Origin of the sequence: Bacillus sp. 196mf, from assembly GCF_003217275.1 — a bacterium.
GTDB classification, from domain to species: Bacteria; Bacillota; Bacilli; order Bacillales; family Bacillaceae_G; genus Bacillus_A; species Bacillus_A thuringiensis_S.
In genome coordinates this window covers 60,767-78,000 of record NZ_QJTG01000001.1, presented here as the reverse complement: position 1 = coordinate 78,000, position 17,234 = coordinate 60,767, and the positions used below count along the sequence as shown (strand labels likewise).

The window sequence follows — 17,234 nt, the reverse complement described above, 5'->3', positions numbered from 1 at the left end:
TATTAAAAAATCTTTTGCACCTGAACTATTTGTTGTTTTAAATAATTTGGCATTTCTAGAGTATTAACATCTAAAGTTTTTAACCACTCTAAATAATAGTTTGGATCTTCTACCTTATGATTTTTGCCAAATTCTATATCTAACCTTATTGCTGCCTCTCTTGGAAGTCCTATTGCCATAAATTCAAGTGCAGGAGTTGAACAAGCTCCAAATTCTAAAAATGAAGATATTTTAATTAATCTTTCTGCTTCATCTTTTTTATTTATGGATTCTAAAAACACCTTTAGAACTTCTAAATACACTTGTGTATATTTTACCATTTGATAACGAATTTGTTTATTTAAAAACTCTATTTCAGCTTTAACATGTCTAGTTAATTCTTTATGAGTATACTTACTAGTCTTCTTGTCATAAAAAATAATCTGAGAGAGAGATTTTCCAGTCATCCATTCATAACTAGTTATGGATAGTTTATTTACATATCTTTCCCCCCACTCTTTATCATTCATAAAGAATTTATTAATTAATTCTACAATGGTTTTAAATCTAAAATATCCTTTATCAAATAAATACACAGGAAATACTGGCATCAATTCTTTATAATTCCACTCATTTTCTTTAAAATACTCCCATAGATCATTAATTCTGTCCGGCATTATCCCTGGAGTATTACTTAATAAACTTAAAGGTGGCTTAAATTCATTAATAATCATATCAGCAACTTCATCAATTTCCATTAAATCTTCTTCGTTATTTTCATCCATATAAGAGGAATCAATTAATCTTTTACCTTCTAATCTATCTCGAACTACCATCGAAACTAATTGTTCACTGTAATCATCCATACCGGATGGTTTTTTTCTATCCGAAATATAATCTTTAAATTCATTAACTTGATTTTTTAATTTATATTCAGAAGATGGAACTATAGGAAATGACCTTTCACCCAACAAAGGGTTTTCCCGCCATTTTTCTGGATCTATACAAATTATATTTCCTGAAAAATCATTCCCCATTCTCCCTGCCCTACCAGCTAAATTCCAAAAATTAAGTTTATCCATAGGATTATGTCTACCTTTTTCTGGTTTATATATAAAAATATTTTTAGCCGGCATATTTAACCCTTCTAATAAGGTAGAAGTGCAGCTCACAATTTTCAATGCACCAACTTTAAATAATTCTTCTATGCCTGCCCTAATAATTGCTGGTAAAGAACCGAAATGAAATGCGATTCCACATCTTATAAATTTTGCTAACTCATATTCAGTTGAAATATACTCTTCAATAAACTCCGCAAAATCTTCCAATCGTTCATCACTTAACACAGGGAAGTGTCCACTTTCAAATAAGATTCTTGCAACATCAGTAGATAACAATGGTTCATTTGAATAAACTATGGAAGTTTGGTTATTCCATAGTTTTATTGCAACATTTGCAAGAATTCTCGCTTTTGATTTTCCTTCGTCTTCATATGGTATTCTACTAACTTCTATTTCTTCATCTTCGTACATAACACTTACCTTAAGATTCTGCTTAATGTTTTTTACCGTGATTATATTTTGGATTACTAATGGGAAGTAATCCTTTTCTTTTTCTCCATCCATAATATTAAATGTAGTAAGTAGCTTTTCGGGATTACTAACTAAAGGACTAGCAAACAATGTTTTTGCATTAGGAAACAGTGCTTGTACAAACTTCAAAGCACCTTCTAATAAAACACCTCTCCCACCACTTTGAATATTATGTGCCTCATCAACAACAATCATAGATATATTTAATTTAATTACATCAGCCTTTGTACAAAGTTGATACAATCTTTCTTGAGTTAAAACTAAAATATTTGATTTACCTACGCTACCTGTAATATTTTCAATTTCCGATGAACACCCTACATAAATATTTTTCAAACCTAATTCATTAATATACTCAATAAAATCATTCATCACTTGTTTAATAAGTGCTCGTGTTGGAACAATATAAATAACTGTAATATTTTTGCGCTCCTGATAAATTAAATCTAAAATATAGTTCAAGACAATAAATGATTTACCAGCGGAAGTTGGGGCGGATATACTTATTCCTTGATGGCCATTTACAATCTCGAATACCTTTTTTTGAAAGTTAGTTAAAAGATACTGTTTATCAATAAAGCTTTTTTCATTAAAACTTTCTATAATATATTCTTCGAGTGCAGTAACTCCATCCAATAAATCTTTATATTCACTTATTCCACTCTTACTTTCTAGCAATTGAATTGCTGGGAAATTCCCCAGTTTTCTTAATGCTAAAAATGAGCTTAAATATACCCCTTTACTACTATTTAATTTGGGTAAAGAGATTGCAATTTCTAAAGCTTGTCTCTTATTCTCGGGGGTTGAAGACATAGCCAAGATATTAGCACATTCAGCTAATATCTTAATTTCAGTTAAACTAATAGTTTCAGTAACTGTAGAAAATAAATCTCTTTGTACTTCTATCTTCTTTAGTTTCTTTAATAAGTTTAATAAAATCTCCTTATCTAGTTCACTTACAATATCATTAAAGCTCATCTCGCTCCCCCTATTTTTGACAGTTTATTTAAGAGTAATTGCTCAAACTCACCAACATTCTTAAATGGAAGGATGAACCAATTAATTTTTAAATTGTGAAAATGAGTTTTTTCTTTTAATAAATTACAAATATATTCTTCATTTCCAATACACTCTTTTATATATTTTTCAATTATAACTTTTTCAACTTGATCTTTAGATAATCTCAGCTTTTCAATACCTTTTAATACTTCCCAATCATGCCCCGTAAATACAGTTATTTCTAAAGAGACATTCTCCCAATTTCTGCTGATTGGATTTTGAAATTCAGATAATAAATCCTTTAATTTACTTTCCTCCACTTGTTTATGTATGTAATCGTCCATTATAAAAATATCTTCTTCTATATTGTTTACATATTGTAAAGATTCAATTGAATTTGAGACTGCTGATTTTAAATCTGTATTTAGGTTACCATCCCCTAAATATAATAAAAGTTGATTGTCATAGTTCATTCCTATATGTACTTTCGTAGAAACTTCGGGGTTTTCATATATGCTTGCCCTAAGACATCCTTTCGGGGCACCTAATACACCTTCTACAAGCATCCAAAGTATTAAGGAGCCTAATTTATCATCCTTTTGTAACTGTGCAATAGCAACATTTGTTTTCATTATTATATTCGAAAAATTATATATCAGATTTTTATGTCCTTCTTCAACTTCCGCTAAGGTACATGCGTACTGATTAATTACATTTGACAGGTATTGAGATAATTCATCAGTCTTAGGTGTTCCATCATCATTATATTTCAGATGAAATGAATTAACTTTTAAGTTAGCTAGTGGATTTTCACTTTTATATTCTATTTTCCCAAACAATTCTTCACATTTAGCTTTTTGACAATCGAGCCTAATATTAACAAGATTAGATTTAGAACCAAACGATGTATTAATTTTCACATTGTATTCTTCAAGAAACCTTACTATTTTATTTATACTTATAACTTTAATAGGTGCGTTAACCATGCTATATTCTTGCGCTATAACAATCCCTTTAATTTCTCCATCAATCAGTATCGGCGAGCCTGACAAACCTTTAAGGTCATAATCGAATCCTTCATTAAGATGCTTACTGCTCAAATGTATGTCATAGATAGCTGTATTATCAAAGCCACTTACTTGAAATACATCGCCTTTTAAATAACAAAATTTACTTCCTTCTGCTGAACTATCCCAATCCCTAGGAAATCCAACTGTTTCCCATTTATCTTCTGATGATATCTGTTGGCTGCTTAGTGTAATCCAATTTTTAGCATGTACTATTTTTTCTTCTAACTCTAAGATGGCAACATCATATATTTCACTCTCACCAATTACTTTTGCAGATATCATATTACTACTTCCACTGTCCGTATAGAATTCTAAAGAAATATCTACACTGTCCGATATATGCGCTTTAACTGCATGTCTAGCAGTCAAAGCAATTTTCTCATTAATTAAAAATGCAGTAGCTTGATTACTGCACGATAACTTTGCAGTTATTTGATAAAAGATTTCACTCATGCCTATACTATTCCTCCAATAGCTATTTATTAGCATAAATAAAATTACTTAATGCTAATCTTGGTAATTTCATTTATAATATCTTCCGCTAAATCATTTGTATATTCTATCTCAAATTTATATTTATTTTTTAATTCCTGATTATTGATTTTATTAAATAATCGTACTGGTTTATAGTTGAAAATAATTTTTTTCTTTTTTTCTTTATTACTTGTAATAATTCTATACAGTGTTTCTATATCTGGATGGTTAAAACTTTTCCCATTAGTAGAAATAATATAAGTATCAGTATCAATTAAATCTAGTAATGCTTTACTAGTATTATGTTTACTACCGTGATGAGATATCTTAACTGCGTCAAAATATATTTTTTCTTGATTACTATTTGCTAATATTTCTTTTAAGTATTGTTCAATTGTTTCTGAATGAGAATCTCCTAAAAAAAGTACCTTCTTCTTACCTAATTCCAGTATAAATGCTATTGAGCTGCCATTCACTGGTTTACGGTCAGTTTCAAATTCTTGATTAGCAATAGCATCAATATCTATTTCCTCTCCAGAGACGGGTCTTACTTTACGTGACTTCCTTTTATTTTCAATAATATTTGCCATGTGAATTTCAAAAGCATCTTCCATTAATTCATTACTCTCTACCTTATCTTTAAAGCCCAGTTCAATCAATCTTGATTCCCAAGCTTCATCTAGTTCATTTAATTTTTTTCATCAGGTGAAAGAATAGTAATTTTAACTTCATCATTAATACTGAGTGTCCTTAAAGTATTACCCTCTTTCAATACTGAAACTGCTTGATGCTGGAAGGTTTTATTCCACCTATCCGTGTATCCATTTTTACAAAGTGCTCCTACCAAAGTCCAAGCTTGTTCAAAGCTTATGTTTGATAATTCTTTTACACCTATTTCTTTACCATGACCTTTATTAACTATTCTAGTCAAAATTTCTTTCGAACTATCTTCCATCTCTTTTTTCTCTTTAAGTTTCTGTTTTTTCTCAAATTGCAAGTGCTTATAGTTATTATGCCAAATCTCATCAACTTCAATTATCTTTGGACTCACCACATCACCGTTTTCTTCCAAAAACTTAATTCCACCTAAGATATGATCTGCATCAACATGCGTAAAAACCAATAAAGATAGTTTCCCACCTTCTTTACTAATCTCTTTAAGCTCTTTTTTTATTGTTTTATCATATGTACTCTTAAAACCCATATCTATTAAAATATGAGTATGTTTCTCACCTTTACAGGTCACTAAAAAACTATCTCCATATGAAGCAGGAAACATTTTTATTTCTATTTCATTCATCACAATCACTCCATCCCAGTTTAATTAAAGATATAATTCCATGATTTTATTGAATATATTTATACAATCACTATCCATCATAAAAGATTAATTTATTCCTATTATGCCATAAATTATAAAGTTTTATTGTTATATAAATCCATTTTTTAGTTTATATATAATAAATTTGATTATATTTTGAGCTCTTATTTATCAGGATAATAATTTTTAAGAATTAATATATACCTATAAAACACGCAATTTTCTATAGATTTTTGCGTAAAAAACGCACAAAAATGACATAAAAAATGCATGTTTTTTATCAAAGTTGGGGATGGAAACCCATCAGTGGTGCGGTTCTACGCAATTTTCCACGTCTAAAAAACGTCATTTTCTGAAATTCTAAAAGTTGGGGAAAAATTTTTTAGTTTTGGACCACCTCCCTGTCCTTTGACCCTCCTTACTTTTTTCTTTTTTGGACGGGGGCTTGAAATATTATTTCTTGCTATTCTTGCATTTCTTGTATCTTTCATATTTTCCGTATTTTTGATTTATAATATATATATACGTTTCTCGAGTACACAAATACATAGTTGTTTACTATGCTATTTGCATTTGCACTCAATTAAATGTTCGCATGCTTTACAATGCTTTGCTTCATATATGCTTAATATATAATATGTTTCATCTGTATATGAACCGAAGCCATAGTTACCTGCATATGTTGAATACACTTCTTCCAGTGTTCGGTCATCGTATTTCTTTTTAATCAAACCTTGAGAAAATAGTTGCTCCTGTTTTACTTGTTGTCGTTTGATACGTCGTTTATGCGAACACTCAAATACAAGATGCTCGTAACGAGTGTTGAATATATCATTCGGATTCTTTTCATATAACAAATGTGCATAGAACACATCTACTTGATTATCCGACAGATCCTGTAAATAACCATATTTCTTTTTTAATCGGTCAATTTTTCTACCTTGTTCAATACGCTTGGTACGTTCACGTGCTTCTCTGCTTGCTTCCTCGGACTCTTCAAACAATCGTATAATCATATAATCTTCTCCAGAGTTGATATTATATTTATCTAGTATCGCAAACACTTCTGTAATTTTATTTGCCATCATTGCTTCACTCATTGCTAGTTTAACGTTTTCTTCCATGATTTACTCTCCTTTTTATTACGGACAGTAAACGGACGTGCTTTTGAAAAAATATTAATACAAATTCAAAAAATGTCCGTCTTGTGTCCCATGTGATTTATATTTTTTCAATCGTCCAGATTGTTGTTTTTTCTCCTGCAATCGTTTTACGTGTTTTGTTAACCACGAAATCATGCTCACGTATAAATTTGTTGATATTTGTAAAGCTTGCTAATCTGTCATTTTTCTTTGAAGCTCCATAGTAATAACTGATTTGTGCTTCAAAATCTCGCTTGGTTTTATTCATCAGTTGGATGCTTTCGAGGGATTCCAAGTACGGTGCTAATTCATTTGCTACACGATTGTTAAATTCTTGTTGCTTTGCATCATACGTGCTTGACCATAACAACTTAGATAAGCGCCCGAACAATTCTTTTACTAGATTTTGATAATTGCGTACAATGGACTTTTTCATAACAGATTTTGAAGATCCCGTTGCATCTGTTTCTTCCACTTGGTCTTCCATTAATAGTGGAATAATATATTTTTTCTGGAATGTTAGTAATCCCACGTAATGTTCATTTTGTAAGTGGTGACGATTCAATTTTAATGCTACGATTCTTTCTTCTATTTCTTCGTCTTCATATTTCTCCAAAAACATCTTGTACACTTTTTCTAAAGTTGCTTTTTCCAATTTCTCGTCGGTGAACTCTACTTCATTCATTTCAAATTCCACCTTAGTTGAATAGCGGAATTTATCAATCATATCGTCGTGATAATTGTTGTATTTGAAACAGACTTCGATTGCATCAGTCAGCCTTTTGTAAGTGTTGCTTAAAACTGGCTTCTTTTCAGTTGTGAACCAAACTGTTAATCTGTCGCTCTCATCGTCTACGTCAAAGCGCTTGCGCCCAATCATCTGTTGTATTTGCACATGGTCGAATTGATTTAGAAGGATGATATGCTTCAAGTTCTTGTCCTTTAGGTCAATGCCATTATCAATCGCTTTATTTGCAAGGGCTCCTTGAGTTGTAAATTTTTTGTCTTGTACTAACAATCCGATTTTTGCTTGCATGGCTTCATCTTTCAAACCAGTAAATTTGCCGTCTCGTGTTTGGATCCACATAGAATGGTAATATTCTACATCATATCCTTCTTCGTTTAATTTCTCGCACAATCTTTTTATCATTTTTCGTGATTTGCCATCTTCCACAAATACCAGCCATTTTTCACCTTTAGGAATGTCCTTCAGGATTTCCTTTAATGGTTTGTTGGAGCAAATGAAGTCCATTCTGTTTTCCCAACCAAGTTCTTTGCGGTAATCCAAGAATGTGTTCAATTGGATACTTCTGAACTTCAAATATTCGAGGATCAATTGTGGTGTTGCGGTAAACAGGATAACAGGTTTTGTTTTGGCTACTTCAATAAGTTTTAACATGATACGAACAGTTGTTAAATTCCAAGCGTCTGCAATGAAGTAATGCGATTCATCGCATATAATAACGTCTGCTTCGTCAATATCGTTAATTGTTTTCTTTGTTGTTGATACCTTTTGATAACTGTTTACATCGACACTAGACGATGAGAAAATGCCCATTTTTTCATATAAATTCGTTACATCTTCTTCGGTCTTAATCCGTACCGCTGTTCTGTTAGAAAGTAATAATGAATTTGCACTAGCGAAATCATGATACTTTCCACTACCGAATCCGTACGTTTTATTTCTAAACATCGGTTTGATTAAATCTTCGATGATGAATGTTGATGTGCCCGTCCCTGTGGGGGAGGCGATTAGGCTGAATCCTGGTTTCAAAATATCTTCCACATTTTTTTTGGTGATAACATCTGTAATGTAATTCTTTTTCATTATATATATCCTCCGTCTATGGGACAGTAAACGGACAAAGTCGAGATTTCTATTAATAGTTTCTCAAACTCTTGGGCGTTTATTGTCCGTGTGGTTTAAAATTTTTTCGTGTCGTTTTTACATAACACCGCTATTATATTGAGAAGTTTTGCGATGTAAACTTAGCCACGAAATTTTTTCAATTCTTATTTAAGAATCACTCTAAATGTATTATAATATATAAAATGTAATAAATTAGGAGGTTAGTTAAAAATGAAAAGACAAAATGTCCATTCAGCAATAGGAGCACTGACGACTTTATTTTATGTACACAAGGACACATTCCTTGGAATGACAACAATGGAGTTTTATGTAGAAAAGGGATTGTTAAATGATGCTAGATTACTAGCGGAAATATTCGAAGAAACAAGATGTTGCGACTTACTTCATGTCATAAAGCTATTCGACATGATGGTTGCAGAACAAATCGAAGATGTTTTGAAAGGTGTTAAATCCTGAGGTAATTTGAAATTACCTCGAATCCCAAGGTCATTCCAGATGACCTTCAACATCGTTACTGGCGATGTTAGATTTCAACTGCGACAAAATTTCGCAAATACAAAATTCCAACTCGGACAAATTGTCGGAGTTGGTTTTACCAATGAGAGGGGAAATACAAATGAAGAGAAAAGAATCTGTAAAGGTTGTATACAAATACTCGTTGTTTCAATATCTTGTGAAAAATGATTGCCAGTTCCTATATTCCACACGCAATCGAAGTAAACCAGAATGGCAATGTTACATGTTCCTACACGATGAAAGGTTAGACCAAGCTTTAGACAAATATCCGAATGAAAGATATATTCATGGCGAAAAAACCAGTAGATTTTGAACGAATAAAAACGATCCTATTATTCGTGCCGGTAATAGTAATGATGATAATGTTTACTATTACCGTGTGGGGCGATTTATTTCATAAAGATAGTGAAACTATAAGGCAAGAACAAGAACGGGAAGCTCGACGGTTAGAACGCATGGAAATGATTAAGGATATGAAATGAAGGTAGCTCCGCTTAGAGCTACCTTTTGTTATTTCTTATGTATGTTATCGCTCGTATATTATTTTGGATTTGCGTTTCGATTTTTCGCTTATATTTATATACCACGCCGTATGAGTATTACTCCACAATTTAACTTCTAAAAACGATTGCCAATCAAATTCGTACATGCCTCTTAGCTTCATATCATCATTGAAAAGCACAACAATTGCATAATCAAATTTCTTCTCTTCAGGCAAATTGGAATTTGGTGGATTCAATCCTTTAAATATTCCTGTAGCACTTCCACTTGACGCTTTTATACTATATCGCTCGTTGGTATCACTGATGGCATCAATATCTTTCGCCCCTATTTCGACCAAACGTAAATTGGGCAAAGATGATGATTTGTTATAAAAATCAATTGCCACCGTTTCCCCAATATCACCGACAAAGTTTTTCGTCCTTATATCATTTTTATTCTTAAAAGCTTTCATTAAACGGCTGAAATGTTCCAATCTTTCGGAGGTAGTCATACATTCATAATTTACCTCAGATAACATACATATCACTCCTAATAAGTTATAGCTAATTATTACCATATTAGATAAAAAATATTACTTACTTTTCTTATGTATATGAAGAAACTCGTCTCAGAAAAAGTTTTGAAAAAAAGTTTACAATTGAAAAATTCACACTACAATAGCGGTGTAATGAAAAATGAACATCTAAACGATACATTATATGAAGAAAAAATAAAAATGAGAAAAGTCTATTTGGCTGCCTTACATTTTTTACTACATCAATATAATAGTTGTGTGATAGACGAAATTACAAAAAAATAAAACGAAAAATGAAATGGAGAATTAATTATTATGACAACAGAAATTAAAAAAACAAAAACAACAAAAGAAATGGCAGTATCACTGAAAGCGGAAAATGATGAGCTGAAAGCGGAACTTAAAAATTTATCAGAATGGATAATTGAAATGGGAACATATGCTAATGTTGATATCCAACGAGATTTCGATGGGGAATTTGATGAATATTTCATTGAAGAAGTTGCTACTTGTCTTGAAGACGATATTCTTAGTAGCAAGTTCAACCTTGAGCGACAAGATAAAATTATCAAAAATCAAGACGAATCAATTGAAGCTCAAAAAATCATCATTCACAACTCTAATTTGATTATCCTGATGTTAGCAAGCCATCTTGCAACAAAATATAATGATGAAATTGGTAAAGCATATTTAGAAGCAAATAACAACAACTAAGTAATAAATTATCAATGGGGCTCTTGAATGAGCTCCTAATATACGGAAATATAACTATATAAATACAATGGAGGAATTTTTATTATGAAAACATTCACATTTACAAAATTGGAAAAACCGTATGTAAAACTTGGCTCAGGGAAAGTGAAAAAAATTTTTCACAACAAAGAAATGAATAATTTAATGGTATTTGACCCACACAGAGGTTCAAATGTAGATGAAGTTTTGGGATATACAACAGAAAAACCATATGATTTTGTTATGGAAAAATTAAACACAGAAACAGGTATTATTGTTGAATGGTACAAATGCGAAGATACCACGAGTGATTACAATATATATTATGCTCTTGATGTTGCCTCAATAGCTCACAAACCGTTTTATGAGATCATGAAAATCCTGAAAGCCGAGAGAAACAATGATTTCACAAGTTATAAATTTAACGAAATTCGAAATGGGATTTGCGCACCAGCTAGTTTTATTGAAATTAAATGATTACGAACCACCAGTAAGAAACTGGTGGTTTTTATTTTATTCGGATATATATCTATTGAATTTAATAAAATTTTTTACTAACGTACATATGATTATGCGAATCTCCCCATTATTTTAACAATTCCACCATATTCTTCACATCTGTAGCTCTAAACAAGAATCTATCCATAGGTAAATCAGTATAAAATAAATCATAGACCTTTAATTCTTCTTTTAACCATATACTTTCCGTCGACTCTGACTCTGAAGAATCTGTTTGCCAAGGACTCACCAAAGCATATTGAACATGATAATATAATAACAACATTTCACTAGGAGCAAACTGTGAAAATAAGATTTCCCGATATATTTTATACTTTTGGGTATTATTTCTTATATCTTCCTTTTCATATTCACTATCACGAAGAAATTGTATTATTACAGATAAGCTATTAATATAGCTTTTTAAAATACTACTATAGCGCATCTTCATATTGTAATATGCCATGCCTATTTTATATTCATCCTCGGATTCCATCAATTCTTTAGAATATTCTCTAATCATGACGTTTTCCTTTTTATATTTTAATATGGATTCAAATTCCAACTTATCATATGCTTTTAATACCTCTTCCTTATCCTCCAACTTAAAATGTCTATATTTCGTAATCCCTTTTGTACGTAAGAATTTAAACAATCCCACAATTTCATTATAATCATCATCAATATATCTTTTCTTAAATCTATCACTTACGGCGTTAGAATATTCTTGTTTCATATATTTCAAGCATGATTCAATAATTTGGATTCCAACTTCTCCTTCAAAGTTCATCCTATCCACCTTATTTTGATGCAAAGAAACCATATTAAAAAATGTTGTTTCAAACTGTTGTTTTTTCATTGTTTCATTGGTAATTTGAGTTTCCACTTTCGCTTCTTCAGCTTGCTGTATTGAAGCAGCTGTCTGCTCTACTAATTGGTCAATACTTTCTCTACTAATTTGCAATTCTTTTCGTTGCATGATATTTGTAGCGATTAGTAAAAACACGCTAGCTCCTGTTAAAAAAGTGACAGTTGTTCCTCCGATAAAATCCCCTACTGCTCCAAGTTCTTTTAAATAACTAAAATCAAAGTAATAAACTATAAATGGCATCGCTACCGCAATAGGTACTAAAGCAAAACCAATCCACGTAAAAATTTTCGCCCATCGCTCTGTATTTTCTTTTTTGTCGTTATCTTTGTTAGCCAAGTATCTTCTCCCTTTCTCTCACTATTATCAATTAACTTATTATAACAATTAATATAGTTATTAACTATATTTCAATGCAAACATCGGCTTCACAAGTTATGTATTTTTATGATATTTACTATCAAGTTGTTTCCTGAACGTCACCAGTTCACTGAGCTTGGTGGTTTGTTTGTATTCCGTATAGAACAAGTTAGGGATTCATAAGTAGATAACAAAGTTGATGTTTCAGCGAGCCTTACAAATTAATTCCTTTCAATACAATACTATTACATTAGTATTGGAGGAATGGACATGACAAACAAAAAGAAACACCCACTATATCAAACATGGAAAAATATGAAAGATAGATGTTATTGTAAAACAAATGGTAACTACAAATATTACGGTGCCAAAGGCGTTACAGTCGCTGAAAGATGGTATAATTTTGATAATTTCGTGTATGACATCAACAATCACATGCCAAATGGACATTTATTATATAACCATGATTATCAATTGGACAAAGATTTAAACGGCGGAAAAATATATTCGCTCGAAAATTGTGTTGTTATTTCCAAAGATGAAAATTGGAAAATGGCATATCGAAAACAACAAAAACGGATTGTTGCAATGAATGAACATAAAGAAATCATGTTCCAATCCATCTCCGAGGCAAGTCGACACTTGAGCATTCCACGGAATACGATCCAATGTTATTTAAAAACCCATAAGCGACATCCTACTGGTTATCAATTTAAATATTGTTGTTAAAATCCCTTGTAGGGTTTCAATCAAATATGTATAATTGTGTTAATAGAGTTATCGGAAAAGTTGAATTATCAACAATTATACATATAGTAATATCCCACATTCACTTCCCCACCTTGACAGGGTGGAGGTCGCTGGTTCGAGGCCAGTCGGGATCATAGGAAAAACCCCTTGATATTCAAGGGGTTTTCTTTATGTAGCAAATAAATGATTATTATTAATAACTAAATTCCCCCTACTTCTTGTCTTCATTTTGGAGAAAAACATAAATTATATCAATCATCGCTCTGCGTTGTTCGCCAGAACTCGATTCTTTACTCTCTTTTGGGATCTTTTTAAAGTTCTCTTTGAAAAATAGCTTAATACGATAATTTATATATAAAAATTATCGTAACAACAAAAAACTACATAGATTAACTATGTAGTCTTTTTAAATATGAATAAACCAATCTTATTTTTCCCCTAACTTGATTGCCCTTTTGATATTACTAAATGCGCCTTTACCATATAATAATACGCCACCGCGGTAAACACGACTCGTTAAACCAATCATCATACATATTGTTGCGATTAGAATCGCTAATGCAAGCGCAATCTCCCATACTGGGATATTGAGGAATCCAATTCGAACGAGCATAACAATAGGAGTAAAGAAAGGTATATAACTAGTAATGGTAACAACCGTGCTACTTGGATTTGACATTCCATAAAGTGCGATATATAAAGCAGCAATTAACATAAATGTTAACGGCATAACAGCTTGAGAAGATTCCTCTATACGACTAATAATAGAGCCGAGTAGACAAGATAATGAGCCATATAATAAGAATCCTAATGTGAAGAATAGAATCCCATACACCACTAAAGTAGGAGCAATAGAATTAAAATCAATACTGTTTAAAATATCATTTTCCGAATCATTAACTGATGTTTTATACCCAACAGTTGCGACCGAACACCAAATTATGATTTGCGTAATACCTGCTGATAATGTTGAAAATAGCTTCGCATATAAATGTTTGGTAGGCGAAATACTTGAAACAACTAACTCCATGACACGAGAAGATTTCTCTGTTGCAACATCTGTAGCTAATTGTGCAGCATACAATAATATCATTAAATAATTTAGCATGATAAAGACATTAATTAAAATCCCTACACCCTCAGTATGTTCTCCATCTTTAACCTTATCTGAAACCGTTTTGGTATGAATTTCTACTGGCGTTGTTAACACCTTTAATTCATCTTGCGATAGATTCAATTGCTGGGCGAAGTTAGAAGATTGTATTTGAGATAAAATCGTTTGAACCTTGCTAACATCTTGCTGATTTACATCCGTCTCAGTTATATACGTAGCCTTTAATTGTTTATTATTCAATTCCTCTACAACGATTGCATATGTATAATCACCATTTTTAACACCTGATTCTGCTTTTTGTTTATCCGTGCTACGTTTAACTTGTATCTTACTATCGACATTTTTAAACACTTGATGAATGGTTGAATATAATTCTTCTTTTTCTGTAACAACAACAACTTGATCGTCCTCGTTACCTGCAAACAAGTTATAAATCTTGTCAAAATTCATCAATCCTATAATTAACAGAGAAACTATTATTGTAATAGCAAAATATGATTTTGATTTCACTTTAGATTTATAGTTTTGTAAAAAAATTGTCCAGAAACTACTCATTTTGTGCACCTACTTTCGCAATAAAGATATCATTTAATGTAGGCTCTTCTACTGCAAACTTTTTAACATATCCTAATTTTGTTATCTCTTTAAATAAAACATGTGAAACTTCTTCATATGAAATTTTAAGAGTAACTGCATTTTTACGTTTCTTCATACTTTCTACACCTTTTATTTCTTTCAAATGGTCAAAGTCATGATCGCCAATGATTACAACGTTCTTTTTACCAAAATCACTTTTAATTTTGGCAATGTCACCCTGAACAACAGGTACACCTTTGTGCATAATACAAATGTGTTGGCATAACTCTTCCACATGTTCCATACGATGTGAACTAAAAAGAATTGACGACCCTTGTTTTTGCATATCAAGAACAGCGTCTTTTAACATTTCAACATTTACTGGGTCTAAACCACTAAATGGTTCATCTAAAATTAAAAGTTCAGGCTTATGTATAATCGCTGTTATCAGCTGAATTTTTTGCTGATTCCCTTTAGAAAGTTCTCCTACCTTTTTGTTCAGATGCTCAGTAATATTAAAACGCTCCAGCCAATAGTGAAGTTCTTTTTCTGCATCTTTACTTTTCATGTTCTTTAATTTTGCAAAAAAATTAACTTGTTCTTTGACAGTCATTTTCGCATAAAGCCCACGTTCTTCGGGTAAATACCCAATCTTATCCGTTACATCATAATTTATAGGCTTACCATTCCATGAAATGGTTCCGCTTGATTTCGATAAAAGGCCAAGTATCATTCGAAATGTAGTCGTTTTACCTGCTCCATTCCCGCCCAAGAATCCAAATATTTCACCTTTTGGTATCTCGATATTCAAATTATTCACTGCAACATGCTCGTCAAATTTCTTTGTTAAATCTTTAATTAGTAAACTCATTATCCACACCCTTAATTCTCAAGATGATTTATTTATACAATTGTATATCCATAGTCAACTACAATATTTTGCCCTTTAATGGCGTCACTCTTATAAGACATTAAAAATAAGATGACATTTGTAGAATCTGAATTTTCAACAAATTCCCTATAGGAATCTTTTTTAATAACTTATTTCCTTCAATGGACTTCAAATAGCTTTCGTTATTATCGTTTATGCTATAGGACAGTGAATTGTATACCACTGTAATGATTCATTTTTTATCTTTCAAAAATGAATCATTACCAACAAATGTTATATTTCGCATTATAAGGTTAGCATAAGATTTTAAATATTTAATATGCAATTCTGCATATTTTAATACTCTCAATTATTTACATAGTGTTTGACCATCTTTATTTAAAGCAGCCCCCACATTTACAAAATTCACTTAAAACAAGAATTTGTTTATCCATACTTTTTCTATAATTTTTCATGGAAGAACTGAAATTAATTAGTACCCCTGTTAAACACCTAAATCTGATACTTAAACTAACTAATCTTCCTCTAATAAATTGTTGTCTTATTTAACTTCACAATTAATAGTATCCAGCAGGCATAGTCACAACATCTTCGTACACCTCCTCATTAAAGCTGAAGGAACACTAATTAAAATCTGGTCCAGAAATTTTACCTTTCTACGTTACAGGATCCGCATAAGAAAACATAGAATACAGTACCTCCTCTGTTACAACTAGCTTTATGTCTTGAATTCAAAAAACATAATATCTAATTTATATAATTAACTTCGTGCGTTCAAACCTCTCCAGGTTCATAAAAAAGAGACACCATATCAACCTTCTACGTGATATGGTGTCTCTTTTTATCTAATTCAATCACTTTCCACCAAACATCTTCTCCAACGACTTCGCATTAGCAAACAATACTTCTTTCAAGTTATCATCTGCAACGATTTTATAATCGCCATCTTTGTTTTTCTTTAAGTTCAAGGTAACTTCGCGAGTTGCCATTGCTGCATCTTTATCCGTTAAGTTTTTGATGATAGTTGAGGTCATTGTTTTTTCGATCGCTTTTTCAGATTGTTCTTTGTCTTCGCTAAATGCGCTAGCGAAAGCCATTGGCATAACTTCTCCCACTGCTTTTGTTACAGCAACGGATAGATCAGCAGATGTAATTTTCACTTTCACTTCTGCTTTGTCCTCCTTTTTCGATACTTCTTCTATCTTTTCAAATTTAAAGTTCTTTGTAATTGCACTTAGCATTGCTTTTGCCTCAGCATCATCTGTTTTTTCATTTAGTTTATTAAATTCCTTGTCACTCTCAACAAATGTACGAGCCTTTTCTACATCACCTTTTTGTATCGCTGTTAAAAATTCTTCTGTAGTATCTTTCGGATTTGCACACCCTGCTAAAACACCTGCTGTTAATCCTACTACCATCATTAATAGCAATAATTTCTTTATCTTTTGCACGTTCATTCTCCT

Annotated in this window: 16 protein-coding genes; 4 read left to right on the top strand and 12 right to left on the bottom strand. The window is 31.5% G+C overall.

The window, feature by feature from the left end; translation table 11 throughout:
* Positions 1-2: 2 nt before the first annotated feature.
* The 7 genes from ATL10_RS00415 to ATL10_RS00395 all read right to left on the bottom strand — a co-directional run bounded on the left by ATL10_RS00415 (position 3) and on the right by ATL10_RS00395 (position 8,405).
* Positions 3-2,549, bottom strand: coding sequence for a DEAD/DEAH box helicase (locus ATL10_RS00415; RefSeq protein ID WP_110496222.1), 2,547 nt, complete (start codon positions 2,547-2,549; stop codon positions 3-5).
* The gene (locus tag ATL10_RS00410; RefSeq protein ID WP_181419313.1) at positions 2,546-4,093 is read right to left on the bottom strand and encodes a HamA C-terminal domain-containing protein; all 1,548 of its coding nucleotides are present in this window, start codon (positions 4,091-4,093) and stop codon (positions 2,546-2,548) included. Before ATL10_RS00410 ends, ATL10_RS00415 begins: the two co-directional genes overlap by 4 nt.
* 44 nt (positions 4,094-4,137) lie before the next feature.
* Positions 4,138-4,773 carry a ComEC/Rec2 family competence protein gene (locus ATL10_RS31695; RefSeq protein WP_258375758.1) on the bottom strand — a complete coding sequence of 212 codons (636 nt, stop codon included), beginning with the start codon at positions 4,771-4,773 and terminating at the stop codon, positions 4,138-4,140.
* A gap of 29 nt (positions 4,774-4,802) precedes the next feature.
* On the bottom strand, positions 4,803-5,414 hold the full coding sequence (locus ATL10_RS31690) for an MBL fold metallo-hydrolase (protein WP_258375757.1): 612 nt from the start codon (positions 5,412-5,414) through the stop codon (positions 4,803-4,805).
* Between the two features lie 356 nt (positions 5,415-5,770).
* Positions 5,771-5,926 carry a hypothetical protein gene (locus ATL10_RS31015; protein ID WP_181419312.1) on the bottom strand — a complete coding sequence of 52 codons (156 nt, stop codon included), beginning with the start codon at positions 5,924-5,926 and terminating at the stop codon, positions 5,771-5,773.
* 72 nt (positions 5,927-5,998) lie between these two features.
* Positions 5,999-6,559: a hypothetical protein gene (locus ATL10_RS00400; protein WP_074532167.1), complete on the bottom strand. Its 561-nt coding sequence runs from the start codon at positions 6,557-6,559 to the stop codon at positions 5,999-6,001.
* 97 nt (positions 6,560-6,656) lie between these two features.
* The gene (locus ATL10_RS00395; protein WP_110496218.1) at positions 6,657-8,405 is read right to left on the bottom strand and encodes a DEAD/DEAH box helicase family protein; all 1,749 of its coding nucleotides are present in this window, start codon (positions 8,403-8,405) and stop codon (positions 6,657-6,659) included.
* 252 nt (positions 8,406-8,657) lie between these two features.
* On the opposite strand from ATL10_RS00395, the gene ATL10_RS00390 reads away from it, so the two are divergent.
* Positions 8,658-8,903: a hypothetical protein gene (locus tag ATL10_RS00390; protein WP_110496216.1), complete on the top strand. Its 246-nt coding sequence runs from the start codon at positions 8,658-8,660 to the stop codon at positions 8,901-8,903.
* Positions 8,904-9,489: 586 nt separating this feature from the next.
* Here ATL10_RS00390 and ATL10_RS00375 read toward each other — a convergent pair.
* Positions 9,490-9,984 carry a DUF6998 domain-containing protein gene (locus tag ATL10_RS00375; RefSeq protein WP_258375756.1) on the bottom strand — a complete coding sequence of 165 codons (495 nt, stop codon included), beginning with the start codon at positions 9,982-9,984 and terminating at the stop codon, positions 9,490-9,492.
* A 312-nt stretch (positions 9,985-10,296) separates the two neighbouring features.
* Here ATL10_RS00375 and ATL10_RS00370 point away from each other — a divergent pair, with 312 nt between their 5' ends.
* Together ATL10_RS00370 and ATL10_RS00365 are read left to right on the top strand one after the other, a co-directional pair.
* On the top strand, positions 10,297-10,695 hold the full coding sequence (locus tag ATL10_RS00370) for a hypothetical protein (RefSeq protein ID WP_258375755.1): 399 nt from the start codon (positions 10,297-10,299) through the stop codon (positions 10,693-10,695).
* 84 nt (positions 10,696-10,779) lie between these two features.
* Positions 10,780-11,190 carry a hypothetical protein gene (locus ATL10_RS00365; protein ID WP_110496208.1) on the top strand — a complete coding sequence of 137 codons (411 nt, stop codon included), beginning with the start codon at positions 10,780-10,782 and terminating at the stop codon, positions 11,188-11,190.
* Positions 11,191-11,299: 109 nt separating this feature from the next.
* Here the strand turns inward: ATL10_RS00365 and ATL10_RS00360 are convergent, their stop codons facing one another.
* Complete coding sequence (locus ATL10_RS00360; RefSeq protein WP_110496206.1) at positions 11,300-12,418, bottom strand: hypothetical protein; 1,119 nt, start codon at positions 12,416-12,418, stop codon at positions 11,300-11,302.
* A 285-nt stretch (positions 12,419-12,703) separates the two neighbouring features.
* Here ATL10_RS00360 and ATL10_RS00355 point away from each other — a divergent pair, with 285 nt between their 5' ends.
* On the top strand, positions 12,704-13,168 hold the full coding sequence (locus tag ATL10_RS00355; protein WP_110496204.1) for a hypothetical protein: 465 nt from the start codon (positions 12,704-12,706) through the stop codon (positions 13,166-13,168).
* A 448-nt stretch (positions 13,169-13,616) separates the two neighbouring features.
* Here the strand turns inward: ATL10_RS00355 and ATL10_RS00350 are convergent, their stop codons facing one another.
* The 3 genes from ATL10_RS00350 to ATL10_RS00335 all read right to left on the bottom strand — a co-directional run bounded on the left by ATL10_RS00350 (position 13,617) and on the right by ATL10_RS00335 (position 17,222).
* Entirely contained in the window at positions 13,617-14,858 is a 1,242-nt protein-coding gene (locus ATL10_RS00350; protein ID WP_110496202.1) for an ABC transporter permease, read from the bottom strand.
* Complete coding sequence (locus tag ATL10_RS00345) at positions 14,851-15,750, bottom strand: ABC transporter ATP-binding protein (RefSeq protein ID WP_100910004.1); 900 nt, start codon at positions 15,748-15,750, stop codon at positions 14,851-14,853. Before ATL10_RS00345 ends, ATL10_RS00350 begins: the two co-directional genes overlap by 8 nt.
* An 875-nt stretch (positions 15,751-16,625) precedes the next feature.
* Positions 16,626-17,222, bottom strand: a complete 597-nt coding sequence (locus ATL10_RS00335) for a DUF4878 domain-containing protein (protein ID WP_139213194.1) — start codon at positions 17,220-17,222, stop codon at positions 16,626-16,628.
* Positions 17,223-17,234 lie beyond the last annotated feature (12 nt).